A 25,274-nucleotide genomic window follows, 5' to 3' on the forward strand; every position below is an offset into this window, starting at 1 on the left:
TCTCTCCTTGGAAAGTCTCTGGAATCGTTACTGGCCTGGCTTAGATCTCGTCGATGTTCGACGATTCGAAGCGCGCGGAGATGTTGATGCCGAGCTCTTCCGCAGCGCGGAAGGCCTCGTCGTCGGTGTCGCGGAGCGAGACCGCGGTGCCGTCGGCCGAGAGCACCTCGACGTTCAGGCAGAGCGACTGCATCTCCTTCATGAGCACCTTGAAGGACTCGGGGATGCCGGGCTCCTGGATGTTCTCGCCCTTGACGATCGCCTCGTACACCTTGACGCGGCCGAGGATGTCGTCGGACTTGATCGTGAGGAGCTCCTGCAGCGCGTATGCGGCGCCGTAGGCCTGGAGCGCCCAGACCTCCATCTCACCGAATCGCTGGCCACCGAACTGCGCCTTACCACCGAGCGGCTGCTGGGTGATCATCGAGTACGGGCCCGTCGAACGCGCGTGGATCTTGTCGTCGACGAGGTGGTGCAGCTTCAGGATGTACATGTAGCCGACCGAGACCGGGTACGGGAACGGCTCGCCGGAGCGGCCGTCGAGGAGCTGGGTCTTGCCCGTCGAGTCGATCAGTCGCTCGCCATCGCGGTTGGGGAGCGTCGAGTCGAGCAGACCCGCGATCTCCTCCTCGAGGGCGCCGTCGAACACCGGGGTCGCGACCTTGGTGCCGGGCGCGGCCTCGTGGGCGTCCTTCGGGAGCTTCTTGGCCCACGCCGGGCTGCCGTCGACCTTCCAGCCCTGCTTGGCGACCCATCCGAGGTGGGTCTCCAGCACCTGGCCGAAGTTCATGCGACCCGGGATGCCGAGCGGGTTCAGGATGACGTCGACCGGAGTGCCGTCGGCGAGGAACGGCATGTCCTCGACCGGCAGGATCTTCGAGATGACGCCCTTGTTGCCGTGGCGGCCGGCGAGCTTGTCGCCCTCGGTGATCTTGCGCTTCTGGGCGATGTAGACGACCACGCGCTGGTTGACGCCCGAGCCGAGCTCGTCGTCGCCGTCCTGCGAGTCGAACACCTTGACGGCGATGATCGTGCCGCGCTCGCCGTGGGGCACCTTCAGCGAGGTGTCGCGGACTTCGCGGCTCTTCTCGTTGAAGATCGCGCGGAGCAGTCGCTCCTCGGCCGACAGCTCGGTCTCGCCCTTCGGCGTGACCTTGCCGACGAGGATGTCGCCGGGGCGGACCTCGGCGCCGATGCGGATGATGCCGCGCTCGTCGAGGTCGGCCAGCAGGTCGGGGCTGACGTTCGGGAGATCACGGGTGATCTCCTCCTTGCCGAGCTTCGTGTCGCGGGCGTCGACCTCGTACTCCTCGATGTGGATCGACGAGAGCACGTCGTCCTTCACGAGGTTCTGGCTGAGGATGATCGCGTCCTCGAAGTTGTGACCCTCCCACGGCATGAACGCCACGAGGAGGTTCTTGCCGAGCGCGAGCTCGCCGTTGTCGGTCGCGGGACCGTCGGCGATGACCTCGCCGACCTCGATGCGGTCGCCCGCGTTCACGAGGACGCGGTTGTTGTACGACGTGCCCTGGTTGGAGCGGTCGAACTTGCGCAGGAAGTAGGTCTGCGTACCGCCCGCGTCGAGCTGCACGGTGACCGAGTCGGCCGAGACCTCGGCGACGACACCGGCCTGGTCGGCGGTGATGACGTCACCGGCGTCGATGGCCGCGTAGCCCTCCATGCCGGTGCCGACGAACGGCGAGTCGCTGCGGAGCAGCGGCACAGCCTGACGCTGCATGTTGGCACCCATGAGGGCGCGGTTCGCGTCGTCGTGCTCGAGGAACGGGATGAGCGAGGTACCGACCGACACCATCTGGCGCGGCGAGACGTCCATGTAGCCGATCAGGTCGGCGGGGACGAGGTCGACCTCACCGCCCTTCTGACGGGCGAGGACGCGGTCTTCGGAGAAGTGACCGTCGGCCTTCAGCGGCGCGTTGGCCTGGGCGACGATGTAGTCGTCCTCTTCGGACGCCGTGAGGTAGTCGATCTGGTCGGTGACCTTGCCGGCGACGACCTTGCGGTACGGCGTCTCGATGAAGCCGAACGAGTTGATGCGCGCGAACGATGCGAGCGATCCGATGAGGCCGATGTTCGGGCCTTCCGGGGTCTCGATCGGGCACATGCGGCCGTAGTGCGAGGGGTGGACGTCACGGACCTCGACGCCGGCGCGGTCGCGCGAGAGACCGCCGGGGCCGAGCGCCGAGAGGCGGCGCTTGTGGGTCAGACCCGCGAGCGGGTTGTTCTGGTCCATGAACTGCGACAGCTGCGAGGTGCCGAAGAACTCCTTGATCGCGGCGACGACGGGGCGCACGTTGATCAGGGTCTGCGGGGTGATCGCCTCGATGTCCTGCGTGGTCATGCGCTCGCGGACGACGCGCTCCATGCGGGACAGGCCGGTGCGGACCTGGTTCTGGATGAGCTCGCCCACCGCGCGGATGCGACGGTTGCCGAAGTTGTCGATGTCGTCGACGTCGAGGCGCAGGTCGACCGCCTTGCCGGCACGGCGGCCGGGCAGGGTGGTGCGCTCGTCGTGCAGCGCGACGAGGTACTTGATCGTGGCCACGATGTCTTGCACCGTCAGCACCGAGTCGGTGAGGGGAGCCTCGAGACCGAGCTTGTTGTTGATCTTGTACCGGCCGACCTTCGCGAGGTCGTAGCGCTTCGGGTTGAAGTAGAAGTTGTCGAGGAGCGCACGCGCGGCCTCGGCGGCGACCTGCTCGCCCGGACGGAGCTTGCGGTAGATGTCCTTGAGCGCCTCTTCCTTCGTGAGGATGTTGTCCTTCTCGAGGGTGAGGGCGATGGACTCGTAACCGGCGAACTCCTCGAGGATCTCCTCGGAGGTGAGGCCGAGGGCCTTCAGGAAGACGGTGACGCTCTGCTTGCGCTTGCGGTCGATGCGCACGCCGACCTGGTCGCGCTTGTCGATCTCGAACTCGAGCCATGCACCACGGCTCGGGATGACGCGAGCCGAGTAGATGTCCTTGTCGGACGTCTTCTCGGGGGTGCGCTCGAAGTAGACGCCCGGCGAGCGCACGAGCTGCGAGACGACGACGCGCTCGGTGCCGTTGATGACGAACGTGCCCTTGGGGGTCATGAGCGGGAAGTCGCCCATGAAGACGGTCTGCGTCTTGATCTCACCCGTGAGGTGGTTCATGAACTCCGCGTTCACGTACAGCGGTGCGGAGTAGGTCTTGGACTTCTCCTTGCACTCGTCGATCGTGTACTTCGGAGGCTCGAGCTCAGGGTTGGTGAACGAGAGCTGCATGGTCTCGCCGAGGTCTTCGATCGGGGAGATCTCCTCGAAGATCTCCTCGAGACCGGTGGTCTCCGGCAGGTCTTGACGACCGGCCGCCTTGCCCTCGGTGAGGCGTGTCTTCCACGCCTCGTTTCCGACGAGCCAGTCGAAGCTCTCCGTCTGGAGAGCGAGCAGGTCGGGTACCGTAAGGGTGTCGGTGACCTTGGCGAACGAGAGACGGCTTGCACCGCGTCCGTTCTTGGGGGTGGGCGTGGTCGCGTTGCGCGCAGCAGCCAAGTGAATAACCTCCATGGCCCCGTCGGGCCGGTTCACTGTCGGTAGCGGAGAGTGGAACCCCTCAGACGAATGCGGATGTCGGAGACCTCAGGATCTCGACACGCACGAAAGCCGACCGCAATATGAAGGCATGGTGGGTCTGGGAGCGCAAAGGTTAACTATATGTCGCCAGGCGCGCCGTGTCCAGTCGATTCTTGATTTGTCTGCGATTCTCCGGTATAACGCCGAAATCGATGCCGCTGTTCCACGCAGCTGCGCCTGTTCACCCGAGCGCCGACGGGCCGCCGCATGGCACGATGCAGGCATGGCGCTGCACATCGAGTTCGAGGCGGACGTCTTCTCGAAGCACGGACTGACCCTCCTGGTCGACGGCACGGCCCAGTCGCACGTCGACCTCCTCGACCCGACGCACCTCTTCTTCGAGTACACGCGTCGCCTGGGGCACGTCATCGACGCCGCCGGCACGTCGTCCGAACCATTGCGGGTGCTGCACCTCGGCGGAGGCGCCCTCACGCTCGCACGGTACGTCGCGGCGACTCGCCCGGGTGCGAGGCAGCTCGTGGTCGAGCTCGATCGAGAACTGCTCGATCTCGTGCTCGAGCGGCTGCCGTTGCCCGAGGGTGCGCACATCGAGCTCGTCGTCGGCGACGCGGCATCCGCCATCGAGGCCGTCGACGGCCCGTTCGACCTCGTCATCGTCGACCTCTACTCGCTCCTGCAGGCGCCGGCCTTCGTCGAGACGGTCGACTTCATGAGCGGATGCCTCGGGCTCCTGGCACCCGGCGGCGTGCTGGCCGTCAACGTGGCGGATGCCGCGGGGCTCGACCGGCTCCGCAGGCAGGCGCGCGCGATCGCCCGGGCCGACCCCGGTGCCGCGCTCCTCGTCGCGGGCGACCCGAGCGTGCTCTCGGGCGCGGAGGAGGGCAACGCCGTGCTCGTCGCGTCGCGCGGCGAGCAACCGCACGGCCTTCGCGAGCGACTGCTCGCCCAGGGGCCGCATCCGGCAGAGGTGCTCGACGGCGACCGGCTCGACTTCGTGCTCTGGGGCGCCTGCTGACCGCAGCTCCGCTCCCCGGCGAGCGCGGCGCGAGCGGGCCCGCGCGGTAGCGTGGCATCCGTGTCAGAGCTCGAACGCCGCCTCGCCGTCAGCGGCCACCTCGCCCGGCTCGAGGAGTCGCGCCAGTCGCCCGGCTCGTGGACCCTCTACGTCGACGGCACGCCGCAGTCGCACGTCGAGGTCGACCGACCCGACTGGCTCGGGTTCGAGTACGTGCGGCGCATCGGGCACGCGGTCGACCTCGTGCGACCCGAGGGTCAGCCGATCACGGCGGTGCACCTCGGCGGCGGCGCGCTCACGCTCCCCCGCTACGTCGCGGCGACCCGGCCGGGCTCGCGGCAGCAGGTCGTCGAGCTCGAGTCCGACCTCGTGGAGTTCGTGCGCGAGCACCTGCCGCTTCCACGCGGCGCGCAGGTGCGCGTGCGGCACGGCGACGCCCGCGAGGTGCTCGCGAAGCTGCCCGCCGGCCTCGACGGCGCGGTCGACATCGCGATCGTCGACATCTTCTCGGGCGCGCGCACGCCCGCACACGTCACGAGCGCCGAGTTCTACGGGCTCGTGTCGCCGCGGCTCGCTCCCGGCGGCATCGTCGCCGTCAACGTCGCCGACGGGGCCGGCCTCGCCTTCGCCCGATCGCAGGCCGCGACGCTCGCGCACGTGTTCGAGCACCTGGCGATCGCCGCGGACACCTCGATGCTGAAGGGGCGCCGCTTCGGCAACGTCGTCATGTACGCCTCGCATGACGAGCTGCCGTTCGGGGGCCTCCCCCGCCGCCTCGCGAGCGACCCGTCGCCGGCGAAGCTCGTCGACGGCGAGGAGCTGCGCCGGTTCATCGCGGGCGCTCCGGTCGTCACGGATGCCACGGCGGTGCCGTCTCCCCCGCCCGCGCGCTCGGTGTTCCTGTCGAAGCCGTGACGCGCGAGCGCGCGGCAGCTCGCGCTCAGTCGCCGAGGGTCGCCGCGTCGATGACGAAGCGGTACCGGACGTCGGAGGCGAGCACGCGCTCGTAGGCGGCGTTGATGCCCGAGGCCGGGATCACCTCGATCTCGGCGCCGATGCCGTGCTCCGCGCAGAAGTCGAGCATCTCCTGGGTCTCGCGGATGCCGCCGATGTTCGAGCCGGCGAGGGTCTTGTTGCCGTTGATGAGCGACATCACGCCAACGCCGAGCGGTTCGCCGGGCGCACCGACGCACACCATCGCCGCGCCGGCGTCGAGGAGCGACAGGTACGCGTCGAGGTCGATCACGGCGCTGACGGTGTTGAGGATGACGTCGAACGAGCCGCGGAGCTCGGTGAACGTCGCGGGGTCGGAGGTCGCGCGGTAGTGGTCGGCGCCGAGGCGCAGGCCGTCGTCCTGCTTGCTCAGCGTCTGGGACAGCACGGTCACCTCCGCACCGAGGGCGTGCGCGAACTGCACGCCCATGTGCCCGAGGCCGCCGAGCCCGACGACCGCGACGCGCGTGCCGGGGCCGACCTTCCAGCGCCGCAGCGGTGAGTAGGTGGTGATACCGGCGCACAGCAGCGGCGCTGCGACGTCGAGGGCGAGTGCGTCGGGAATCCGCACGACGAACGCCTCGGTCACGACGACCTGCTCGGAGTAGCCGCCCTGGGTGACGGTGCCGTCGCGGTCGGTGTCGCCGTAGGTGAAGACCGGACCGTCCACGCAGAACTGCTCGTCGCCGCGAAGGCAGTTGCGGCACTCGCCGCACGAGTTCACCATGCAGCCGACGCCCACCCGGTCGCCGACGGCGTGCCGCGTCACCGCTTCGCCGATCTCGGCGACGGTGCCGGCGATCTCATGGCCGGGCGCGAGCGGGTACTGCTGCGACCCCCAGTCGCCTCGAACCGTGTGGATGTCGGAGTGGCAGATGCCGGCGTAGGCGATGTCGATGCGCACATCGTGCGGTCCGAGCGCGCGGCGCTCGATGCGGGTGCGCTCGAGCGGGGCGGCCTCACTGGGCGCGGCGTAGGCGTTGACGATGGTCATCTCGATCTCCTCGGTGCTGGGGTCGCGCCTGCGGCGCCGGTTCGACGCTACACGCGCCCGCCGAGGGGAACAGTCACGCGTGCCGGAACCGCACCTCCTGGCCGGGTCGCAGCTGCGCCACGGCGTCGAGCGAGGCGGACGAGAGGATCGCGACGACGGGGTACCCGCCGGTCACCGGGCGGTCGGCGAGGAGGATCGTCGGCCGTCCGTCGCCCGCGACCTGCATCGAGCCCGGCACGGTGGCCTCGCTCGCGAGCTCTCCCGGCACCCGCCGCTCGAGTCGGGGGCCGTCGAGCCGGGCGCCGACCCGGTCGGCCTGCCCCGAGAGGCGCCAGGCGGCGTCGAAGAGCGTCGCGCGCGCGGCATCCGTGAACCAGTCGGCGCGCGGCCCGGGCAGGAGGGCGAGGGTGACACCGCCGGCGGGCGGCGGGAAGGCGGCCTCGCGATCGAGCAGGGGCACGGATGCCGCGGGCGCCCCGCCGATCTCGAGCACCCGCCCCTCGGTCACGGGTGCCGGGCCGATCGCCGAGAGCGTGTCGCGCGAGCGGGAGCCGAGCGTGGCCGGCTCGTCGATGCCGCCGCGCACCGCGAGCAGGTAGCGTGCACCGCGTTCGGCCGGGCCGAGTTCGAGCACGGCGCCCGCGAGGGCGCGGGCCGCGGTGTACGGCGCGATCCGGCGACCGTCGAGCGTCACGCGACCCCATGCGCCCGTGACGGCGATCCAGGCCTCCTCGTCGAAGCGGGCGCGGAAGCCGCCCATCAGGATCTCGAGCCCGGCAGCACCGTCGGGGTTGCCGACGAGCCGATTGGCGAGCGCGAGGGCGGCTCGGTCGAGCGCGCCCGACCCTGCGACACCGAGGTGCGCGAGGCCGGGCCGGCCCAGGTCCTCGACGAGGGTGAGCGCACCCGGCGCCTCGACCGTGAGGCGGGTCATGGCCGGCCGGCCTCGGTGAAGCGCACGCGCCGCCCGGGCACGAAGAGCGCCGGAGACGGAGCCGCCGGGTCCCAGAGTGGCGCCTCGGTGCGCCCGATCAGGCGCCAGCCCCCCGGGCTCTGTCGCGGGTAGACCCCGGCGAAGGCGCCGGCGAGCGCGACGGCGCCGCACGGCACACGAGGGCGGGGCGCGTCGAGCCGGGGCACCTCGAACGGCCAGTCGTCGCTCACGAGGTAGCCGAATCCCGGCGCGAAGCCGATGAACGCGACCCGCCACTCGGCGGCCTGATGGCGGGCGACGAGCTCCTCGGCCGAGATGCCGAGCAGCGCCGCGGTGCTCCGGAGGTCGTCGCCGTCGTACACGACGTCGACCGTGACCTCGCCTGCGACGTGACCCGGCCTGCGGGCCGCGGCCTCGATCGGGATGCGCCGGACCCACGTCGCGGCGGACTCGAGCGGCAGCCGGTCCGGGTCGACGGCGACGAGGACCGTGCGCGCCGCCGGCACGAGCTCGACGAGCCCGGCGGGCAGCTCGGCCGCGAGCGCGTCGTGCAGGGCGAGCACCTCGTCGAGGCTGTCGCACTCCACGAGCAGGGCCGCGTCACCGCTCGGCAGGAGGCGCCGACTCACGCGAACGCCTCGATCCGGTACCCGGCGCCCTCGAGCGCGGCGCGCACCGCTCGGGCGATCGCGACGGCGCCCGGGGTGTCGCCGTGCAGGCACAACGAGTCGGCGCCGAGCTCGACCCGGCTGCCGTCGTCGGCGGTGATGCCGCCCGTCTCGGCGATCTCGAGCGCCCGATCGGATGCCGCGGCGGGATCGTCGACCACGGCGCCCGGCTCTCCTCGGGGCACGAGGGAGCCGTCGGCCACGTAGCCCCGGTCGACGAAGGCCTCGCGGGCGTAGCGGAGGCCCGCGGCATCCGCCGCCCTGGCGATCGCGCCGGTCGGCTGGCCGAGCACGGTGAGGGACGGGTCGAAGGCCGCGACGGCCTCGACGAACGCGTGAGCCGCCGATTCGTCCGAACCGAGCCGGTGGTAGAGGGCGCCGTGCGCCTTCACGTAGCGCACCCGGGTGCCGGCCGCCCGGGCGACGCCGTCGAGGGCGCCGAGCTGCGCGAGGAGTTCGGCGGCGATCTCGCCGGGGTCCGTGTCGAGTGCGCGCCGCCCGAACCCCGCGAGGTCGCGGTAGCCGGGATGCGCGCCGAGGGTGACTCCGTGCTGCGCCGCGAGCCGAGCGCTCGCGAGCATCGTCACGGGGTCGCCGGCGTGGAAGCCGCAGGCGACGTTGGCGCTCGACACGAGGGCGAACATCGCAGCGTCGTCGCCGAGGCGCCACGCCCCGAAGGACTCTCCGAGGTCGCTGTTCAGGTCGATGCCGATGGCATCGTTCTCGGCGGGCATGCTCCCATTCTGGCGCGGAGTCGGGGCACACTGGGAAGAGGAGGACGGGATGGCGCGCACTCGGGTTCCGCATGGCGACGGCGACGGCCACGGCGACACCGGCATCGCCGGCGCGCCGCGACGGCGGCGCACGCGGCACGTGGGGCGCGGGGCATCCGCTGCCGGGCTGATGCTCACGATCTCGTTCGTCGGGCTCGCAGCCTGCACCGCCGACCCTCCGCTGCCGACGCCGACCCCGCTGCCGAGCTCGCCGGCGTCGACGGCCCCGCCCCCGACCCCCGTGCCCCCGCCGCCCGTGCTGGAGCCGTCGGGCGCTCCCGAGTCGATCGCCGCCGACCTCGACGCGCCGTGGTCGATCCTCGTGCTGCCGAACGGCGGCGTGCTCGTGAGTCAGCGCGATCGCGGCGACATCGTCGAAGTGCTGGCCGACGGCTCGCATCGCGTCGCGGGCACCGTGCCGGGCGTCGCGGCGGGCGGCGAGGGCGGGCTGCTGGGGCTCGCATTCCTGCCGGGCGACGGCGCGCGCGCCGACCAGGTCTACGCGTACCACACCGCCGACTCCGACAATCGGGTCGTGCGGATGCCCCTGGCCGGCGCCCCGGGCTCGCTTTCGCTCGGCGGCTCCGAACCCGTGCTCACGGGCATCCCCCGCGGCGGGGCGAACCACAACGGCGGCCGCATCGCCTTCGGCCCCGACGGCCTCCTCTACGTCACGAGCGGCGACGCCGGCAACCGGGATGCCGCGCAGGATCCGGCATCGATGTCGGGCAAGATCCTGCGGGTGACGCCCGACGGCGCCGCCGCACCGGGCAACCCCTTCGGCAACGCGGTGTGGTCGCTCGGCCATCGCAACCCGCAGGGCCTCGCCTGGGATGCGAACGGCGAGCTCTGGGCCGCCGAGTTCGGTCAGAACACGTGGGACGAGCTGAACCGCATCTCCCGCGGCGCGAACTACGGCTGGCCGATCGTCGAGGGCGTCGCCGGCGACCCTCGGTTCGTCGACCCCGTCGTGCAGTGGTCGACGTCGGAGGCGAGCCCGAGCGGACTCGCCGTGATCGGCGACACCCTCTTCCTCGCGTCGCTGCGCGGCGAACGCCTCTGGACGATCGCCCCCGCCACCTCCGGCGCCTCCCTCGCCGCGACGCCGTGGTTCGTCGAGGAGCTCGGCCGCATCCGCGACGTCGCCGCGGCCCCCGACGGCGCCCTGTGGCTCATCACGAACAACACCGACGGTCGCGGCTCGCCGCGGGACGGCGACGACCGGCTCTACCGGGTACCGCTCGCCGCCGCGGGCTGATCGCGGCGCACCGGAATCCGGCACCCGATCTGGGGTCCCCGCCTCTTCGCCGGTGACACCCGTCGGGTCTATTCTCGGTTCCATGGCGGATCTCGAACGGGTGCGACGATGGGCCGAAGCGCTCATCGTGCTGCACCTCGACGCCGCGACGTGGAGCTTCGCGTTCGACAATGCGAAGAAGCGCGCCGGCCTCTGCAACTACACCGAGAAGCGCATCTCGGTGTCGCGGTACCTCGCCGCCAGATACGACGACGACGAGATCCATCAGATCCTGCTCCACGAGGTGGCGCACGCGCTCGCCGGCCCGCGTGCCGGGCACGGTCCGAAATGGGCGTCGGTCGCCGCCGACCTCGGCTACGTCGGCCAGCGCACGCACGACGGCGAGGTCGCGCACGAGCTCGCACCGTGGATCGGGCGATGCCCGGCCGGCCACGAGCACTTCCGGTACCGCGAGCCGCAGCGGCAACTGAGCTGCGGCCTGTGCCGACGCGGGTTCGACCGCGCCAACCTCATCGTGTGGCGCCGCCGGGAGATCACCGCCGCCGTACGCCGCCGGGCCGCGAGCGCCGCGACCGGCTGACGGATATGCCGGCGCGCGCATGCACGTCGTCGGCCCCGGCCGCACCGTCGGACGACACCCCGCGCACCGGCTAGATTGGTGGCGTGCCCGTCTCAACCGTCTCGATCCCCGTCGGGCAGTGGTTCACCACCGCCGAGGGCGTTCGCTGGTGGTTCGACTCGGGTTCGTTCGCCCTCGATTTCGCCTACACCGGCCAGATCGGCGGGCTCCGCACCGACGAGCAGCTGCACGCGCCCGACGACCTCACCCGGTGGCTGCACGAGCGCTTCCCGGTCGCGGTCGGCGCCGCGCGCTCGCGCGACCTCTTCGACGCGATCGCCCTGCGCGACGCGATCAGCCGCATGGCCGTCGCGGTGAGCGTCGGCGACCCGTTGCGCCCGGCCGACATCGACCTCGTGAACCTCTACGCCGCGACGCCCGACGTTCCCCCGTCGCTCGCGGGGGGCACCCGTCAGGCCGGCCGGTCGGTGCAGACCGTGGCGCAGGCGCTCTCGACGATCGCTCGTGACGCCGTCGACCTCTTCTCACTCGACAATGCCGAGCGCGTGCGCTGCTGCTCGGGCGCCGACTGCGACGTCGTCTACCTCGACACCTCGCGGGCCGCGAGCCGTCGCTGGTGCTCCATGCAGCGCTGCGGCAACCGTGCCAAGGTGCGCGCGCACCGCGCCCGCAAGGCGGAGCGCGCGGCGGCCTGACAGCACGTCCCCTGCAGACGCGCGACACGGACGTATTTCAGGAGTTGCGCCCGTTTGCACTCGCATACGGGACCGTGAGGCTGAATCGCCTGAATTGTGCTCGACCGCCTGAACTGTTCGGCGCACAGCGGCTCAAGCGCGGAAGACCCCGTCGACGAGCTCGGGAACGACCGTGGTGGTGTCGCGCTCGCTCGCGATCCGCACGTCTCCGCGGTAGCCCATGGCGTTCAGTTGGGCGGCGCTGCCCGACGCACCGATGAGATGCACCACCGCGTGCCCCAGCCCCTCGTACGCTGCGCACGCCACCGCAGCTTCGGGCGACGTGTGATCGAGGCCGAGCGTCACGAGCGCGTCGATGACTGCGCCCGCGACGAGCTGGTCCTCGATCGCGAACCGCAGCCGGCCGTCGTTCGCATCGTCGCCCCGTTCACCGGCGGCGATGACCGCGACGACCATCCGCTCGCCTCGCTCCTCCTGCAGGGAGAGGATCCGCGAAGCGACCGCCGAGCGGTTCCGCATGGATGCCGCGAGCACGACGGCGCCATCCGCCTCCAGTCCGCGGACCAGCGCTCCGCCGTTCGGCGACGGCAGCACGACGACCGCCGGCTGAACGCCATCGGCGAAGCTCGCAGGAGAGAGCGTCGGCCCGGGCTCGCCGCGCCGGTTCGCGATCACCGCGCCGAGCCCTGCCGCGAATTCCACGACGCCGTCCTCGTCGAGCGAGTTCCACGGTGCGATCGAAACGCCGTGTTCGGCCGCGACGACGACGGCGGTCGTGAAGGACAGCGCGTCGACGACGACCACGATGTGCGCACCCGGCACGATGCGCGCTGCGCCGTCGACGCCCCAATCGAAACGGACCTGATACTTCGACTGGCCGAATGCCGCGCTCGATTCGCTCACCGCAGCAGAGTAGCGGTTCACCGTTCCATGCCCGCCCCGCCGGAGGTCAGAACCCGCGGTACAGCGCGAGCGCCTCGGCGTCGCTCGCGCGCGACGTCGCCCGCCGAGCGGCATCGAGTGCCGCGACCGGGTCGGGCTCCTGGTGCGCGATCACGAGCTGGCGCTCGGCCTCGGCCAGCCGCGTGCGCGCATCCGCCCCGACCGGGTGGCCGCCGCGCTCGATCGCCGCCCGCGCCACCCGCAGTTGGCTCTCGGCGATCGCGATCGCCCCGCCGAGCGCACCGCGAGCGCCGTCGAGCCGGCCTTGCGCGTTGCGTGCGGCCGCGCGGGCCACCTCGAGGCGGTCGCGGCACGCGCGGAGCCGGTCACGGTCGATGAACGGGTCGCCGGCGAGCGCGGCACGATCCGCCATCGCGGCCGAGCCCATGCCGATCGCCGTGCCGAGGGCCTCGGCGGCGTCGGGGTCCTCCTGCGCGTCGCGCTCGCGTCTCGCGGCGACGAGTTCGCCGTCGAGCGCGGCGGCCTCCTCCGAGGCATCCGCCTGCGCCTTCGCCAGCGCCAGCTCGAGCGCGTCGATCTCGTCGAGGTCGCGGCCTGCACGGGCCAGCGCATCACCGGCCGACCCGAGCAGGTCGGCGGCGGGTTCCGAGCGCGCGAGTCTCGCCTCCGCCTCGTCGAGCGAGGCCGTGGCCGCCGCGAGCGAGGCGTCGATGCGAAGCTCCGCCCCTCGGGCGGTGGCGAGGGCCGACTCCGCGAAGCGGGTCGCGAGCCGGCCGAGCATCGCCTCGGCCTCGACCCGTCGACGGGCGATCCGACCGGCCTGCGCGCGAAGGGCGGGCAGTTCTGCGTGGGCACCGCGTTCGGTGCGCCGCCGCCCGGCGAGGGCGGACTCGGCGTCCTCGAGGGCGGCGATCGCCGAGATGCAGAGCCCTTCGATGCGGGAGGTCCACGTCCGCCGCTCAGCGGCCGTGTCGGCATCGGCGTCGTCGAGCCGCTGCTGCAGGATGAACGCCTCGCGCATCCATGCGCGCGCCGAGTCGATCGCGCCGCGCAACGCGCGCGACTCGTCGGCGCCGAATTGCGCCTCGGCGAAGGCGAGCTCGCGGTCGGCGTCGCGCAGGGCGTTGTCGGCCTGCACGATGAGACCCTTCGCGCGCACCTCGGCCGCGGCCCCTGCAGCGAGCGCGGCACGTTCACGACGGTCGCCGCCGCGTCGCAGTGCCACGACGCCGACCACGAGGGCCGCCGCCGCCGCGCCGAAGACGAGGAGGGAGGGCAACCACCAGAGTCCGTCGGGCATGTGCCGGAGTCTAGGCGTTCGGGGTTCGCGCTCGCCGAGTACCCGCCTCGACTGCGGCGCGGCGCTTGGCTGGGGCATCCGGGCGCACTACCGTCGGCTCATGCGGGTGCTCCTGAAACTCACGCTCGACTGCGCTCCGGATGCCGCGTGGCGGGCGCTCCGGAGCCCGGCGGTGCTGCGCGAGGTGGTCGCGCCGTGGCTCGACTTCGAGTCGCTGGAACCCGGCGGCCTGCCGACGATGTGGCCGGAGGGGCGCCATCGCCTTCGCGTGCTCGCCTTCCGCAGGTTCCCCGCGGGTGAGGAGCGCGTCGACCTGACGAGCCCCGCCGGTCTGCCCGACGGGGTCCGCATGCTCCGCGACGGCGGCGGTGCCGACAGCGGCGTGTTCTCCGCCTTCCGCGAATGGGACCATCGCATGGCCGTCTCGGCGCTGCCCGACGGCCGCACGCTCTACCGCGATCAGCTGCGCGCGACTGCCGGGGCGCTCGACGCGCTCGCCTGGTATCCCACGTGGGCGTTCTGGCAGTGGCGCGGCATGCGGTTGCGGCAGCTCGCACCGACCTGGCGCTTCGATCCGCCCGGCACGGCGGATGCCGCTGCGACCGAGCACCGCGGCGGTGCGCCGACAGCCGGGAGAGCCGGGGCCGCCTCGTGACCGACTCCATCGCCGCGCTCCAGCTCGCCGACTGGCGCCGACGCGTCTTCGGCCTCTACTCGGGCGTGCGCCAGCTCAGCGTGCACTCGCCCGCGTCCGGGCACGAGTTGTGGAAGTCCGCACGCGACGAGCTCTTCGCGGGGCATCCGCAGTCGCCGCTGCTGCCCGACGACCGCGCCGGCTTCACGGGACTCACCGTCTCCCGGTACGACCCCGACTGGCGGTTCGAACTCGAGGTGCGCCGCCCCGACGAGCCCGTGAAGCTCGTCGTCGAGAGCGCGAGCGACGGCCGGATCCCGTTCTCGCTCGTCGGCGAGGTGCGCGTGCCCTACCTCGGCTCGCTCGACGTGTGGCGCCTCACGAGCTACGGCGGCGGGCTGTTCGTGCCCGTCAAGGACTCGCTCGCCGGCGCCCCCGGCGGCACCTACGGGGGCGGACGCTACCTGCTCGACACCGTGAAGGGCGCCGATCTCGGCCCCGGCGCCGACCCCGACTCCCTCATCATCGACTTCAACTTCGCCTACAACCCCTCGTGCGCCTACGACCCCTCGTGGTCGTGCCCGCTGGCGCAGCCGGGCAACACGCTGCGTCACGAAGTGCCGGTCGGCGAGCGGATGCCCCGCTGACCCGAGCACTCGCGACCCCGCCGTCTCCCAGCCGCCACGCGCCGGTCTCCGGGCGCTCAGGGCATGCACAGCGCGGCATCCGCTAGACTGGCCCCCGGTGTGCGCGATGATCGCGCCGCCTGCGTCGTAGAAACGCTTTCCGGGCACTGTGCGCTCTTATGAAATCGCACAGGGGTCCGTGACTCTCATACGGCGAACGGATGCGCCGACCGGCGCCTTCGCCAATACCCACCGCCGGGTCTCACCTTCCGTCCATGGAAACCTCGATCCTGCGGTGTGCTCTGCCCTGAAAGGCACCAGTGACCGACATCACCTTCAGCACGCTCGGCGTGCCCGCCCCCCTCGTCTCCGTACTCGCGGCCGACGGCAAGACCACCGCGTTCCCGATCCAGGTCGACACGCTGCCCGACACGCTCGCCGGACGCGACGTGCTCGGCCGCGGCAAGACCGGCTCGGGCAAGACCATCGCCTTCGCGCTGCCCATGGTGGCGCGCCTCGGCACCTCGCTCGCCGGCGGCCGTCGTCGCCCGGGCCGCCCCCTCGCCCTCGTGCTCGCTCCGACCCGTGAGCTCGCCACGCAGATCGACGCGGTGCTCGCGCCGCTCGCCGCCGCCTACGACCTGAAGACCACGACGATCTTCGGCGGCATCAGCCAGAAGCGCCAGGTCGACGCGCTCCGCGCCGGCGTCGACATCGTCGTCGCCTGCCCCGGCCGCCTCGAAGACCTCATGAAGCAGGGCTTCGTCACGCTCGATGCCGTCGAGATCACCGTGCTCGACGAGGCCGACCACATGGCCGACCTCGGCTTCCTGCCCGTCGTCACGCGCATCATGGACAAGACCCCCTCGGGCGGCCAGCGCCTGCTGTTCTCGGCGACGCTCGACAACGGCGTGGACAAGCTCGTCAAGCGCTTCCTCCACAACGAGGTGCTGCACTCGGTCGACGAGGCCACCTCGCACGTCGCCGCCATGACCCACCACGTGTTCGAGGTCGCCGACGTCGACGCGAAGAACGACCTCGTGAAGGCTCTCGCCTCGGGCACCGGCCGCCGCATCCTCTTCATGCGCACGAAGCACCACGCCAAGAAGCTCGCGAAGAAGCTCACCGAGCAGGGCATCCCCGCGGTCGACCTGCACGGCAACCTGTCGCAGCCGCAGCGCGACCGCAACCTCGCCGCGTTCTCCGACGGTTCGGCCAACGTCATGGTCGCCACGGATGTCGCGGCCCGCGGCGTGCACGTCGATGCCATCGAGCTCGTCATCCACGTCGACCCGCCCATGGAGCACAAGGCGTACCTGCACCGCTCGGGCCGCACGGCTCGCGCCGGCAGCGAGGGCGACGTCGTCACGATCAGCCTGCCCGCGCAGAAGCAGGACCTGAAGACCCTGCTCCGCAAGGCCGCGATCACCGTCACGCCGCAGCAGGTCACCGCGACCTCCCCGGCCGTCACCGCCCTCGTGGGCGACGTGGCACCGTACGTCAAGCCCGCTCCCCGCTCCGAGGCCCAGCACCAGGGCGGCGGCGGTCGCTCGCAGGGCGCCAACGCCCAGCGCAAGCGCGCCGCTCGCGACGAGCGCGGCGGCGAGGCGCGCACGGGCGCCGGTCAGGGTCGCGGTCGCGGCCGCGGCGGCAACGCCGGTCAGTCGGATGTCGCCGGCGCGCCCCGTCGCGACCGTTCGGGTCGCCCGGCCGAGGCTCGTGCGAACGCCCCCAAGCAGGGCGGCGGCCAGGGCCGCGGCGCGCAGACGACGGGTGCGCAGCGCTCGACCTCCAACCGCTCCTCCGGCGGCAAGGCGCCCCTGCGCGTCGGCAGCCTCGTCTCGCCCTCGGGCAACTCGCGCGGCAACCGTCGCGCGCAGGGCTAGCCCCGACGCTCCACGGCACAGACGCCGAACGGCCCCGACGAGCTCGCTCGTCGGGGCCGTTCGCGTTCGCGCCGCCATCCCGGCGATGCCGGCCAGAGTCCCCCGACGGGCCGGCACCGGCGACATGGCGGCGCGAACGTCAGCTGCCCGACGACATCACCCTCCCGATGTCGCCGCCGACCACGAGCGCGATGACGACCGCCGCAGCCATTGCCGCAGCGATCATCGTGGTCGTCAGCATCGTCACCCGTCGCATCCGCAGCCTCCATCGCTCAGAAGGGAATGTCCGGCTCGCACGCGGCGGTTCCATCGGATTCGAGGGAACTCCGCGGGCCGTGTCGGACATATCCGTGCACGACCGCCGCCCGGGCGGGCGTGAAGAGGAGACCCGATGCCTCGCATCATCGTCATCAGCGCCGCGCTCGCGGCCTCACTCGCCTTCGCCGGTCTCGGTGCCGTCGCGCCCGCGACCGCGTCAGAGACGCTCGGCACCGGCTCGAAGCCGGCCGCAGCCGAGCACTGCGCCGTGGAGGTGCGGGCCGTCGGCGAACGGGCCGCACCGTCCGCCCCCGTCTGCTTCAGCGAGCCTGAGGGCGTCGAGCGATACCTCGACGCGATCGGCACCGCTGATGCATCCGGACGCGCCGTCGCCGCCTCCTCGACCGCGCTCGGCACCGTGTACGCCAACAGCAACGGCGGCGGCTCCAGTCTCACGTTCTGGGGATCGAGCGGATGCTACGGCGTCCTGTTCGGCTTCTCGAGCATGCCCTCGGGGTGGAGCAGCAACGTCAGCTCCGCCGGCGGCTCCAACGGGTGCTGGGTGACCGTCTACGGCACGACGGGGTACGGCGGATCGCGCCTGAACTGCACGCCGTGGTGCGGCGGCGTCGGCGGACTCAACGATCAGGTGAAGTCGATCGTGTTCCGTCCGACCGGCACCTTCGGCTAGTCGTCGAGGGGCGCGAGTCCGAGCGCCGCGCAGATCGACGCATTCGACGACGGCACCACTGCTGCTGTTCCGTCGGCCATCACGCAGGCCTGCAGCTCGTCGGGCACACGGCCCGGCGGGTTGCTCGCCGACGTCGGGTCGAACCCCTCGTCGAAGACGCCCTGCTCCCACATGAGCGAGCAGAGCCCGACCGCGTCGGCGACGCGACCGGCGCCGCTCGGTGAGGCGATCGTGGCCGACGAGCCGGGGTAGCTGCCGTCGGCGGCCCGCTCGGCCCCGCTCATGCAGAGCACCAGCTCGGTGTTCGACACCGCAGCCGGCTGCAGCAGCACCGCGCCGGCGGTCGCCGCCACGCCGATCGCGAGCACGCCGATGCCGCTCCAACCGAGCACTCGGCGGCGGCGGCGCTTCGCCTGCGCGACCGGCTCGGTGCGCACGTGGTCGATGAGCATCGCGCGGATCGCCGCGTCGCGTTCGGGGCGCATCTCCGGCGGGGTCATCGCGTCACCTCCATGCCGAGGTCGTCGGAGGACGGCGCCTCGGTCGAGGGCGTGTCGGTCGACGTCGCTGCAGCCGACGGCGCGGGCGCCTCACCCGGTTCGCGGAGCGAGCCGAGCTCGGCCTGGAGCTTCGCGCGGGCCCTCGACAGCCGGGACTTCACGGTGCCGACCGGCAGGTCGAGCACGCTCGCGACGGCGGCCATCGGCAGCTGGTCGACGAGGCAGAGGTCGACGATGCGGCGGTCGCTCGCGCCGAGACGTTGCAGTGCGGCGGTGAGCTGCTGCGACATCCGCTCGCTGTCGAGACGGTCGCCGACCTCGTGGCTCGGGTCGACCGCATGCTCGGCCGCCGGCAGCTTCGCGAGCAGGCGCCGGTAGCGGCGCCCCGATCGCTCGGTGTTGAGCGACACGTTGGTGGTCACGACGAGGAGCCACGGCAGGAGGGAGCCGTCGACGAAGCGCACATCGCGCCGTCGGCGCCACGCCTCGAGGAAGACGACGGCGACGACGTCTTCCGCGTCCGTGCGATCGAGCACGCGGGAGTACGCCTTGCGGAAGATGCGCGCGCGGTACCGGTCGTAGACGACGCCGAACGACGACTCCGTGCCCGAGGTGGCCTCGAGCCAGAGCGCCGCGTCGGATCGGGCGTCGTCAACCATGGTCGAGCCAGCCTAACCGGGCTTCGCGTGACCCCGGAGTGCGCAGCGTCGCCCGAATGGCGGCCGGCATCTCGCGCGGCATCGTGGTCGACCAATCGACGCTCCCCTCCGAGCCCGGGGCCGATGGGGACCGCCTCGCTCACAGGGGAATGTCCGGATGCCGCCGGCGGGTTCCGCCGCCGGTGCGCGATCGTCGTCAGGCGGGAGCCTGGGAGATGCGCACCGTGTTGCCCGACGGGTCGCGGAACGCGCAGTCGCGCGGACCCCAACCCTGGTCGATCGGCTCCTGCAGCACCTCGGCACCTGACGCGCGCACGGTCTCGAACGTGGCGTCGACGTCGTCGGAGCTGAAGACGAACAGCGGAAGCACGCCCTTGGTGAGCAGCTCCTGCAGCGTGTCGCCGTCGGCCTGCGAGCGACCGGCATGCGGCACCGAGAGCACGATGCCGAGGCCGGGCTGCGCGTCGCTGCCGAGCGTGACCCAGCGATACTCGCCGGAGGTGACGTCGTTCTGCACCTCGAGGCCGAGCGCGTCGCGATAGAAGCCGAGCGACTCGTCGACGTCGTTGACGGTGATGTTGGTGTACTGGAGTGCGATGGTCATGTCTCGACGTTATGCGGCCGTGCCGTCGGTCGCTTCTCCGTTCCTGCTCGATGCCGGCCGGGCCGGTCGGGTGAGGGTCTTCGCGACGAACGGCGGCATCGCCTTGACCGCTTCGTGCTCGTGACGCCGGTACTCGGTCGGCGTCTCGCCGACGATCTCGGTGAATTTCGAGCTGAACGAGCCGAGCGAGGTACAGCCGACCTGCATGCACGCATCGGTGACGCTCACGCCGGCCCGCAGCAGCGCCATCGCGCGCTCGATCCTGCGGGTCATCAGGTGGCTGTACGGCGTCTCGCCGTAGGCGGCGCGGAACCGGCGCGAGAAGTGCGCCGGCGACATGAGGGCCTTCGCGGCCATGGTCGGCACGTCGAGCGGCTTCGCGTACTCGCGGTCGATCAGATCTCGAGCACGGCGCAGGTGTGCGAGGTTCTCGAGCTCCTGCGGAGTCATGCTGCCACGGTAGCACCGGGGCCACGGCCGCTCGATTTCGCGCGACGCGCGAGCTGGCTTAGTCTCGGGGCATGAGCACCGAAGTCGTTGCCGAAGTCGTCGTCCGCCCCATCCGGGACTCCGATGTGGAAGCCCTGGGCCGCGTTCACGCGACCTGCTGGCACGAGACCTACGACCACCTGATCAGCGCCGCGGCGTTCGAGCACCTCTCCCCGCGCCGCATGGCCGAGCTGTGGAACCACTACGCCGAGCGAGGCGAGGAGTACTCGCAGTTCGCGGCACTCGTCGACGGCGAGATCGTCGGATTCGTCGGCTCGGGCCCGGCGCGCGACGAGAACCCGCCGCGGGAGCGCGAGCTCTACTTCATCTACCTGCTCGACGCGTACCACGGCACGGGCATCGGCCAGAAGCTCTTCGATGCCGCGTGCGGCGACCGTCCCGGCTACCTGTGGGTCGCCGAGGACAACCCGCGCGCCCACCGCTTCTACGCCCGCAACGGCTTCACGCCCGACGGAGCGGCGCAGGACGTGCCGTTCCTCGGCGAGGAGATCCACGAGGTCCGACTGGTCCGCTGACTCAGCGCCTCAGCGCCTCAGCGCAGTGCGCCCACCGACGCGAGCGCCTGCTTGACGAGCGTGCCCCGGCCGCCCTCCATCTCGGCGGCGATGCTCGGGCTGACGGCCTCGGCCGGCGTCATCCAGGTGACCTCGAGGGCGTCCTGGCGCGGTTCGCAGGTGCCCGTTACCGGCACCACGAAGGCGAGCGACACGGCGTGCTGCCGCTCGTCGCTGTACGGCGTGATGCCGGGCATGGGGAAGTACTCGGCGACGCTGAACGGCACCGAGCTCGCGGGCAGCAGCGGGAACGCCATCGGTCCGAGGTCCTTCTCGAGATGCCGGAAGAGCGCGTCGCGGATGGTCTCGCCGTACATGACGCGGCCCGAGACGAGGGTGCGGGTCATCTCGCCCACGGCGTTCGCTCGCAACAGCACGCCGACCTCGGTCACCTGCCCGAGCCCGTCGACGCGCACGGGCACCGCCTCGACGTACAGCAGCGGCAGCCTGCCCCGCACCTCGGCGAGTTCGAGGTCGGTCAGCCACCCCGGGTTCGCCGGCGGCCTGACGACGGGTTCGTCGTCGGGGTTCCAGTCCGGGTCGGGGGTGCGTACGCTCATGCCTCGATTCTGCCCCACACCGCTAGCGTTGACCTCATGACGAGCGTGCAGATCGATGACGAGGCGGTGCTGTGGTCGGCCTCCGCGGCCGATCGGGAGGGTCGCCCGCTCCTCCTCCTGCTGCACGGCTACAACTCGAACGAGGGGGATCTGTTCGGCCTCGCGCCCTACCTGCCGCTCTCGCCGGCGGTCGCGTCGCTGCGCGCTCCGACGTACACGGGGTACGGGCACGCGTGGTTCCCGCTCATGAACGAGGGCGTCGAGTTCTCGATCGAGGGCGCGGATGCCGCGGTCACCGCGATCATCGAGTGGCTCGATCGAGCCGCTCCCGACGCGACCTCGGTGGGCCTCCTCGGCTTCTCGCAGGGTGGCGCGATGGCGCTCGAACTCCTGCGCCGGGCACCCGAGCGCTTCGCATTCGCCGTGAGTCTCGCCGGATTCGCACTCCCGGGCGATCGCGAGGGCGACGAGCGGATGTCGCAGCTCCTGCCGCCCGTCTTCTGGGGACGCGGCACGGTCGACCAGGTCATCCCCGAGGCATCCGTCGCTCGCACGCAGGACTGGCTGCCCGGGCACTCATCGCTCGACGAGCGCATCTACGAGGGCCTCGGGCACTCGGTGTCCGAACTCGAGCTCGCCGATGCCGCGGCGTTCCTCGCCGCGCGCTACGCGGCCCCACCGGTCGAGTAACGACCACGACCCGGTCGTCGAGGCGTGAAGCGGATCGAGACCTAGACGCCCGAGCCGCCGCTGCGGCGCGCGGCGCGCTCCTTGTCGCGGTCGGACACGCGGATCTTCTCGGCGCGCACCTCGGCCTGCGTGGCCCGCTCGGTGACGAGCCATGCCGGCGGGGCCTCGAGCAGCGCCTTGATCTCGGCCGTCGTGAGCGGGTCGGTCACGCCGCTCCGGGCGAGTCCGGAGTTCGAGATGCCGAGCTTCGCGGCGATGACGGTGCGCGGGTGGGGGCCCTCGCGGCGCAGCTTCTCGAGCCACTCGGGCGGCTCGGCCATGAGCGCAGCGAGCTCGTCGCGCGTGATCGGCCCCTCGCGGAACTCCTCGGGGGCGGCCTCGAGGAGGATGCCGAGCTTCTTGGCTGCGGTCTCCGCCTTCATGGTCTGGGAGTTCTTCGACTTGCTCACTCCCTCACCGTATCCCGTCTCGCCCCTTCCGCCCACCGGGAGGCCCGTCGGCCATCGTCTACGCTGGGAACAGGCTGAACACGGCCGCATTGGAACGGGGGCCGAGGTGACACTGCGACTCCGCTACGTCGCCGGGGTGAGCCCGTCGAAGTGGTTGCGGGTGTGGAACGATCTGCGCCCCGACCTGCCCCTCGAGGCGATCGTCGTCGAGGAGTCCGCTCAGCTCGACGCCGTCGTCGCCGGCGAGGCCGACATCGCGTTCGTCCGTCTTCCGGTCGAGACCGAGGGCATGCACGCCGTCGCGCTCTGGGAGGAGCTCGCGGTCGTCGTGCTGCCGAAGGAGCATCCGCTCGCCGACGCGGAGTCGCTCACGCTCGCCGACCTCGAGGGCGAGACCCTCGCGCCCGTGCAGCCCGACCCCGCGATGACCATCGAACTCGTCGCCGCTGGCACCGGGCACGCCATCCTGCCGCACTCGGTCGCACGCCTCCACCGGCGCAAGGACGTCGTCGCGATTCCGGTGACGGATGCCCCGCCGACGCAGATCTCCCTCCTCTGGCCACGCGAGCGCGACGACGCCGACATCCAGCAGTTCGTCGCGGTCGTGCGCGGCCGGGGCGCCAAGAGCTCCCGCGGCTCGGCCGACGACCCGCCCCCCATGAAGCCGGCGAAGGCCGCGAAGCTCGCTGCGGCCGAGCGCCGGGCCGCTGCGGCGAAGTCCGCCGAGGGCAAGGGCAAGGGCAAGAAGGGCGGCGCGAAGAGCGGTCGCCCGGCACCGCGCACCGGGGCGGGTGCAAAACAGCGCAGCCGCAGGAGAGGTCGATGAGCGGCAAGCCCTTCCTCTTCCTCTCAGCACGCCCCGAGGTCGAGGCCGTCGGCCCCGAATACGAATCCGTGCGCCGCGCGATGGGCGTCGACGCCGACCGGCTCGACCACGTGCGGCTCGACGTCGATCCGCTCGGCGATCTCGCGATCGACGCCTATGCGGGCATCGTCGTCGGCGGCAGCCCGTTCAACGTGACCACGCCCGAGACCGGCAAGCACGAGGTGCAGCGCCGGGTCGAGGCCGATCTCACCCGCCTTGCCGAGCAGTCGCTCTCCGCCGACTTCCCGCTCCTCTTCACGTGCTACGGCATCGGCGTCCTCACACGGCTGCTCGGCGGCGAGGTCGGCACGATGTACGGCGAAGACGCGCAGGCCGTCGAGATCCGGCTCACGGCCGACGGCACGGTCGATCCCCTCGTCGGCGGGCTCCCCACCCGATTCGACGCGCTCGTCGGGCACAAGGAGGCCACCGACCGCCTGCCCGACGACGCCGTGCTGCTCGCCTCATCGGCTGCGTGCCCCGTGCAGATCTACCGCGTCGGCGCCCGCGTCTACGCGACGCAGTTCCACCCCGAGGTCTCGACGAGCGACTTCATCGCCCGCGCCCAGGTGTACCGCCATCACGGCTACTTCCCGGCGAGCGAACTGCGCGAGGTCGGCGAGCGGCTCGCCGCGGCATCCGTCACGGAACCGCAGCGGATGCTCCGCCGCTTCGCCGAACTCGCCGACGACCGGGCGGCCGTCTGAACGCACGACCGAGCCGCGCGTCGGCCGGGTGCGACTGATCGCACCCGACCGACCCGCGGCGGTCCCTCGTGCAGTGGGAGCTAGGCGGCCGTGCTCTTGCTGCGGCCGCGGGTGATGAGCCCCCAGATGAGCAGCACGATGATCGATCCGGCGATGGCGAGGAGCCACGTCCCGAGATCCCAGAACTGGTCCATGCCGATGCCGAAGATGGCACTGCCGATCCAGCCGCCGAGGAGGGCCCCGACGACGCCGAGCAGCAGTGTGACGAACCATCCGCCACCCTGGTTGCCCGGCAGGATCAGCTTGGCGATCGCCCCGGCGATGAGGCCGAGGATCAGAAACGCGAGGAAACTCATGTTGTGCTCCTTCGTTCGATACCCCAACGAAACCACCGCGGATCGGCCGGTGCAAGCCCCTTGCCCCGCGTGGCGTCGATGCGATATCGCGCCGGTCCCGCCATCGATCAGGCCGTTCGGGGCGTTCCCGCCTCGAAGAGCGGGTACCGGCGCCGCAGCAGCACGCGCTGCACGAGCGTCCAGGAGACCGTGACGAACAGGTAGAGCGCTGCCGCGAGCGGCACGAAGACCGCGATCACGGCGGTGATGAACTGCAGTGCGCCGAGCGCCCGGGTCATGCCCGGCCCGGCGAGCAGGGCAGCGGATGCCGCGGCGGCATCGGTCGGCGCCGGGGCATCCGCTCGGCTCGTGGCGGCGACTGCGCCGGTGGCCGGCTTCGGCTGGAAGACCCGTCGCGTGAGCTCGCCGACGACGGCGATGCCGGCGATCACGACGCCGAAGACGAGGAGCGCGCTCGGGGTCAGGGAGCCGGAGGCGATCTGTCCGGCGAGGCTCGAGCCGAGCGGCACGCCGAAGAACGTCTGCTCGAGCAGCGCGTTCGGGTGCCCGGCGATCGTCGGGAGGATGAAGAGCGCGTAGATCACGCCCACGATCGGCGCCTGCACGAGCATGGGGAGGCAGCCGGCGAACGGCGTCGTGCCCTCGTCGCCGTAGAGCTGCATCGTCTCGCGCTGCAGGCGTTCGGGGTCGCCCTTGTGCCGTTTCTGCAGCGCGGCGAGCTTCGGGGCGAGGCGGGAGCGGGTCTGCTCGGCCTTGGCCTGCGAGAAGCCGACGGGGATCAGCGCCGTGCGTACGAGCAGCGTGACGAGCACGACGGCCGCCGCGGCGCTCGCGATGCCGATGACGGGTTCGAGGAGTGCGGCGAGGGCCATGAGCACGGCGTGGGCGCCGTCGAGCAGGGCCGCGATGGGTGGGAAGGCGTAGAGGTCCAAGAGGTTTCCTTGCGGTCGATGGATGACTGGATCCGTCTGGCCGCGAGGGAACGCCGAGGGCACGCCTGAATGGGCGGTGCACGGGGCTCGATGAGCGCCGTGCGGG

The 25,274-nt window shown here is 71.8% G+C and carries 28 protein-coding genes; 13 read left to right on the forward strand and 15 right to left on the reverse strand.

Annotation, left to right across the window (positions count from 1 at the left end; all coding sequences use genetic code 11):
* Positions 1-40: 40 nt before the first annotated feature.
* Positions 41-3,532: a DNA-directed RNA polymerase subunit beta gene (gene rpoB / locus ASD23_RS12455; protein ID WP_056010969.1), complete on the reverse strand. Its 3,492-nt coding sequence runs from the start codon at positions 3,530-3,532 to the stop codon at positions 41-43.
* 304 nt (positions 3,533-3,836) lie between these two features.
* On the opposite strand from rpoB, the gene ASD23_RS12460 reads away from it, so the two are divergent.
* The gene (locus tag ASD23_RS12460) at positions 3,837-4,589 is read left to right on the forward strand and encodes a spermidine synthase (RefSeq protein WP_082571407.1); all 753 of its coding nucleotides are present in this window, start codon (positions 3,837-3,839) and stop codon (positions 4,587-4,589) included.
* Between the two features lie 60 nt (positions 4,590-4,649).
* Positions 4,650-5,504, forward strand: coding sequence for a spermidine synthase (locus tag ASD23_RS12465; RefSeq protein ID WP_056013138.1), 855 nt, complete (start codon positions 4,650-4,652; stop codon positions 5,502-5,504).
* Between the two features lie 25 nt (positions 5,505-5,529).
* Here ASD23_RS12465 and ASD23_RS12470 read toward each other — a convergent pair whose 3' ends face one another.
* The 4 genes from ASD23_RS12470 to ASD23_RS12485 form a co-directional block, all read right to left on the reverse strand.
* On the reverse strand, positions 5,530-6,576 hold the full coding sequence (locus ASD23_RS12470) for an NAD(P)-dependent alcohol dehydrogenase (protein WP_056010972.1): 1,047 nt from the start codon (positions 6,574-6,576) through the stop codon (positions 5,530-5,532).
* A 73-nt stretch (positions 6,577-6,649) separates the two neighbouring features.
* Positions 6,650-7,510 (reverse strand): biotin-dependent carboxyltransferase family protein, encoded by an 861-nt coding sequence (locus ASD23_RS19315; RefSeq protein WP_056010975.1) that lies wholly within the window; start codon positions 7,508-7,510, stop codon positions 6,650-6,652.
* Positions 7,507-8,139 carry a 5-oxoprolinase subunit B family protein gene (locus ASD23_RS19320; RefSeq protein WP_056010978.1) on the reverse strand — a complete coding sequence of 211 codons (633 nt, stop codon included), beginning with the start codon at positions 8,137-8,139 and terminating at the stop codon, positions 7,507-7,509. Before ASD23_RS19320 ends, ASD23_RS19315 begins: the two co-directional genes overlap by 4 nt.
* Positions 8,136-8,912: a LamB/YcsF family protein gene (locus ASD23_RS12485; RefSeq protein WP_056010981.1), complete on the reverse strand. Its 777-nt coding sequence runs from the start codon at positions 8,910-8,912 to the stop codon at positions 8,136-8,138. The genes ASD23_RS19320 and ASD23_RS12485 overlap by 4 nt, the downstream gene beginning before the upstream one ends.
* Before the next feature lie 49 nt (positions 8,913-8,961).
* Here ASD23_RS12485 and ASD23_RS12490 point away from each other — a divergent pair, with 49 nt between their 5' ends.
* From ASD23_RS12490 to ASD23_RS12500, 3 genes are all read left to right on the forward strand, one after another.
* The gene (locus ASD23_RS12490) at positions 8,962-10,209 is read left to right on the forward strand and encodes a PQQ-dependent sugar dehydrogenase (protein ID WP_082571554.1); all 1,248 of its coding nucleotides are present in this window, start codon (positions 8,962-8,964) and stop codon (positions 10,207-10,209) included.
* An 82-nt stretch (positions 10,210-10,291) separates the two neighbouring features.
* Positions 10,292-10,789 carry a SprT-like domain-containing protein gene (locus tag ASD23_RS12495; protein WP_056010984.1) on the forward strand — a complete coding sequence of 166 codons (498 nt, stop codon included), beginning with the start codon at positions 10,292-10,294 and terminating at the stop codon, positions 10,787-10,789.
* 83 nt (positions 10,790-10,872) lie between these two features.
* Positions 10,873-11,484, forward strand: a complete 612-nt coding sequence (locus ASD23_RS12500) for a CGNR zinc finger domain-containing protein (protein ID WP_056010987.1) — start codon at positions 10,873-10,875, stop codon at positions 11,482-11,484.
* Positions 11,485-11,616: 132 nt separating this feature from the next.
* On the opposite strand, the gene ASD23_RS12505 is transcribed toward ASD23_RS12500, so the two are convergent.
* Both ASD23_RS12505 and ASD23_RS12510 read right to left on the reverse strand, forming a co-directional pair.
* Positions 11,617-12,387, reverse strand: a complete 771-nt coding sequence (locus ASD23_RS12505; RefSeq protein ID WP_056013144.1) for a 2-phosphosulfolactate phosphatase — start codon at positions 12,385-12,387, stop codon at positions 11,617-11,619.
* A 46-nt stretch (positions 12,388-12,433) separates the two neighbouring features.
* Complete coding sequence (locus ASD23_RS12510) at positions 12,434-13,687, reverse strand: hypothetical protein (protein ID WP_056010990.1); 1,254 nt, start codon at positions 13,685-13,687, stop codon at positions 12,434-12,436.
* A gap of 100 nt (positions 13,688-13,787) precedes the next feature.
* On the opposite strand from ASD23_RS12510, the gene ASD23_RS19325 reads away from it, so the two are divergent.
* From ASD23_RS19325 to ASD23_RS12530, 4 genes are all read left to right on the forward strand, one after another.
* Positions 13,788-14,342 carry a hypothetical protein gene (locus tag ASD23_RS19325; RefSeq protein WP_056010993.1) on the forward strand — a complete coding sequence of 185 codons (555 nt, stop codon included), beginning with the start codon at positions 13,788-13,790 and terminating at the stop codon, positions 14,340-14,342.
* Positions 14,339-14,968, forward strand: a complete 630-nt coding sequence (locus ASD23_RS12520; RefSeq protein ID WP_056010996.1) for a DUF1684 domain-containing protein — start codon at positions 14,339-14,341, stop codon at positions 14,966-14,968. Before ASD23_RS19325 ends, ASD23_RS12520 begins: the two co-directional genes overlap by 4 nt.
* A gap of 299 nt (positions 14,969-15,267) precedes the next feature.
* A complete protein-coding gene (locus ASD23_RS12525) occupies positions 15,268-16,833 on the forward strand; it encodes a DEAD/DEAH box helicase (protein ID WP_056010999.1) in 1,566 nt (521 codons plus the stop codon).
* Positions 16,834-17,224: 391 nt separating this feature from the next.
* Complete coding sequence (locus ASD23_RS12530; protein WP_056011002.1) at positions 17,225-17,782, forward strand: hypothetical protein; 558 nt, start codon at positions 17,225-17,227, stop codon at positions 17,780-17,782.
* Here the strand turns inward: ASD23_RS12530 and ASD23_RS12535 are convergent.
* The 4 genes from ASD23_RS12535 to ASD23_RS12550 form a co-directional block, all read right to left on the reverse strand.
* Positions 17,779-18,282, reverse strand: coding sequence for a hypothetical protein (locus ASD23_RS12535; RefSeq protein ID WP_056011005.1), 504 nt, complete (start codon positions 18,280-18,282; stop codon positions 17,779-17,781). The two genes, ASD23_RS12530 and ASD23_RS12535, sit on opposite strands and share 4 nt — an antisense overlap.
* Positions 18,279-18,941 carry an RNA polymerase sigma factor gene (locus ASD23_RS12540; RefSeq protein ID WP_056011008.1) on the reverse strand — a complete coding sequence of 221 codons (663 nt, stop codon included), beginning with the start codon at positions 18,939-18,941 and terminating at the stop codon, positions 18,279-18,281. Before ASD23_RS12540 ends, ASD23_RS12535 begins: the two co-directional genes overlap by 4 nt.
* A 196-nt stretch (positions 18,942-19,137) precedes the next feature.
* On the reverse strand, positions 19,138-19,545 hold the full coding sequence (locus ASD23_RS12545; RefSeq protein ID WP_056011011.1) for a VOC family protein: 408 nt from the start codon (positions 19,543-19,545) through the stop codon (positions 19,138-19,140).
* 9 nt (positions 19,546-19,554) lie between these two features.
* Positions 19,555-19,995 carry a helix-turn-helix transcriptional regulator gene (locus tag ASD23_RS12550; RefSeq protein WP_056011016.1) on the reverse strand — a complete coding sequence of 147 codons (441 nt, stop codon included), beginning with the start codon at positions 19,993-19,995 and terminating at the stop codon, positions 19,555-19,557.
* Positions 19,996-20,066: 71 nt separating this feature from the next.
* Between ASD23_RS12550 and ASD23_RS12555 the strand changes: the two genes are divergently transcribed.
* Positions 20,067-20,570 (forward strand): GNAT family N-acetyltransferase, encoded by a 504-nt coding sequence (locus tag ASD23_RS12555; RefSeq protein ID WP_056011019.1) that lies wholly within the window; start codon positions 20,067-20,069, stop codon positions 20,568-20,570.
* Positions 20,571-20,587: 17 nt separating this feature from the next.
* Here ASD23_RS12555 and ASD23_RS12560 read toward each other — a convergent pair whose 3' ends face one another.
* The gene (locus ASD23_RS12560) at positions 20,588-21,169 is read right to left on the reverse strand and encodes an NUDIX hydrolase family protein (protein WP_056011022.1); all 582 of its coding nucleotides are present in this window, start codon (positions 21,167-21,169) and stop codon (positions 20,588-20,590) included.
* Between the two features lie 36 nt (positions 21,170-21,205).
* Between ASD23_RS12560 and ASD23_RS12565 the strand changes: the two genes are divergently transcribed.
* Complete coding sequence (locus tag ASD23_RS12565) at positions 21,206-21,859, forward strand: alpha/beta hydrolase (RefSeq protein WP_056011025.1); 654 nt, start codon at positions 21,206-21,208, stop codon at positions 21,857-21,859.
* 41 nt (positions 21,860-21,900) lie between these two features.
* Here the strand turns inward: ASD23_RS12565 and ASD23_RS18875 are convergent, their stop codons facing one another.
* The gene (locus ASD23_RS18875) at positions 21,901-22,281 is read right to left on the reverse strand and encodes a DUF5997 family protein (RefSeq protein WP_115961124.1); all 381 of its coding nucleotides are present in this window, start codon (positions 22,279-22,281) and stop codon (positions 21,901-21,903) included.
* Positions 22,282-22,414: 133 nt separating this feature from the next.
* Here ASD23_RS18875 and ASD23_RS18625 point away from each other — a divergent pair, with 133 nt between their 5' ends.
* On the forward strand, positions 22,415-23,134 hold the full coding sequence (locus ASD23_RS18625; protein ID WP_056011030.1) for a LysR family transcriptional regulator substrate-binding protein: 720 nt from the start codon (positions 22,415-22,417) through the stop codon (positions 23,132-23,134).
* Positions 23,131-23,880, forward strand: coding sequence for a glutamine amidotransferase (locus ASD23_RS12580; RefSeq protein ID WP_056011033.1), 750 nt, complete (start codon positions 23,131-23,133; stop codon positions 23,878-23,880). The genes ASD23_RS18625 and ASD23_RS12580 overlap by 4 nt, the downstream gene beginning before the upstream one ends.
* 80 nt (positions 23,881-23,960) lie before the next feature.
* Here the strand turns inward: ASD23_RS12580 and ASD23_RS12585 are convergent, their stop codons facing one another.
* Both ASD23_RS12585 and ASD23_RS12590 read right to left on the reverse strand, forming a co-directional pair.
* Entirely contained in the window at positions 23,961-24,236 is a 276-nt protein-coding gene (locus ASD23_RS12585; protein WP_056011036.1) for a GlsB/YeaQ/YmgE family stress response membrane protein, read from the reverse strand.
* A 107-nt stretch (positions 24,237-24,343) separates the two neighbouring features.
* Positions 24,344-25,168, reverse strand: coding sequence for a YidC/Oxa1 family membrane protein insertase (locus ASD23_RS12590; RefSeq protein WP_056011039.1), 825 nt, complete (start codon positions 25,166-25,168; stop codon positions 24,344-24,346).
* Positions 25,169-25,274 lie beyond the last annotated feature (106 nt).

Origin of the sequence: Agromyces sp. Root1464, assembly GCF_001427265.1 — a bacterium.
Taxonomy (GTDB): domain Bacteria; phylum Actinomycetota; class Actinomycetes; order Actinomycetales; family Microbacteriaceae; genus Agromyces; species Agromyces fucosus.

Bases quoted from the DNA above. Each gene is read 5' to 3' on its own strand.
- ASD23_RS12460 (WP_082571407.1), top strand. From the start codon at position 3,837: ATGGCGCTGCACATCGAGTTCGAGGCGGACGTCTTCTCGAAGCACGGA.
- ASD23_RS12470 (WP_056010972.1), bottom strand. From the start codon at position 6,576: ATGACCATCGTCAACGCCTACGCCGCGCCCAGTGAGGCCGCCCCGCTC.
- ASD23_RS19315 (WP_056010975.1), bottom strand. From the start codon at position 7,510: ATGACCCGCCTCACGGTCGAGGCGCCGGGTGCGCTCACCCTCGTCGAG.
- ASD23_RS12485 (WP_056010981.1), bottom strand. From the start codon at position 8,912: ATGCCCGCCGAGAACGATGCCATCGGCATCGACCTGAACAGCGACCTC.
- ASD23_RS12490 (WP_082571554.1), top strand. From the start codon at position 8,962: ATGGCGCGCACTCGGGTTCCGCATGGCGACGGCGACGGCCACGGCGAC.
- ASD23_RS12495 (WP_056010984.1), top strand. From the start codon at position 10,292: ATGGCGGATCTCGAACGGGTGCGACGATGGGCCGAAGCGCTCATCGTG.
- ASD23_RS12510 (WP_056010990.1), bottom strand. From the start codon at position 13,687: ATGCCCGACGGACTCTGGTGGTTGCCCTCCCTCCTCGTCTTCGGCGCG.
- ASD23_RS19325 (WP_056010993.1), top strand. From the start codon at position 13,788: ATGCGGGTGCTCCTGAAACTCACGCTCGACTGCGCTCCGGATGCCGCG.
- ASD23_RS12530 (WP_056011002.1), top strand. From the start codon at position 17,225: ATGCCTCGCATCATCGTCATCAGCGCCGCGCTCGCGGCCTCACTCGCC.
- ASD23_RS12535 (WP_056011005.1), bottom strand. From the start codon at position 18,282: ATGACCCCGCCGGAGATGCGCCCCGAACGCGACGCGGCGATCCGCGCG.
- ASD23_RS12540 (WP_056011008.1), bottom strand. From the start codon at position 18,941: ATGGTTGACGACGCCCGATCCGACGCGGCGCTCTGGCTCGAGGCCACC.
- ASD23_RS12545 (WP_056011011.1), bottom strand. From the start codon at position 19,545: ATGACCATCGCACTCCAGTACACCAACATCACCGTCAACGACGTCGAC.
- ASD23_RS12550 (WP_056011016.1), bottom strand. From the start codon at position 19,995: ATGACTCCGCAGGAGCTCGAGAACCTCGCACACCTGCGCCGTGCTCGA.
- ASD23_RS12555 (WP_056011019.1), top strand. From the start codon at position 20,067: ATGAGCACCGAAGTCGTTGCCGAAGTCGTCGTCCGCCCCATCCGGGAC.
- ASD23_RS12560 (WP_056011022.1), bottom strand. From the start codon at position 21,169: ATGAGCGTACGCACCCCCGACCCGGACTGGAACCCCGACGACGAACCC.
- ASD23_RS12565 (WP_056011025.1), top strand. From the start codon at position 21,206: ATGACGAGCGTGCAGATCGATGACGAGGCGGTGCTGTGGTCGGCCTCC.
- ASD23_RS18875 (WP_115961124.1), bottom strand. From the start codon at position 22,281: ATGAAGGCGGAGACCGCAGCCAAGAAGCTCGGCATCCTCCTCGAGGCC.
- ASD23_RS12580 (WP_056011033.1), top strand. From the start codon at position 23,131: ATGAGCGGCAAGCCCTTCCTCTTCCTCTCAGCACGCCCCGAGGTCGAG.
- ASD23_RS12585 (WP_056011036.1), bottom strand. From the start codon at position 24,236: ATGAGTTTCCTCGCGTTTCTGATCCTCGGCCTCATCGCCGGGGCGATC.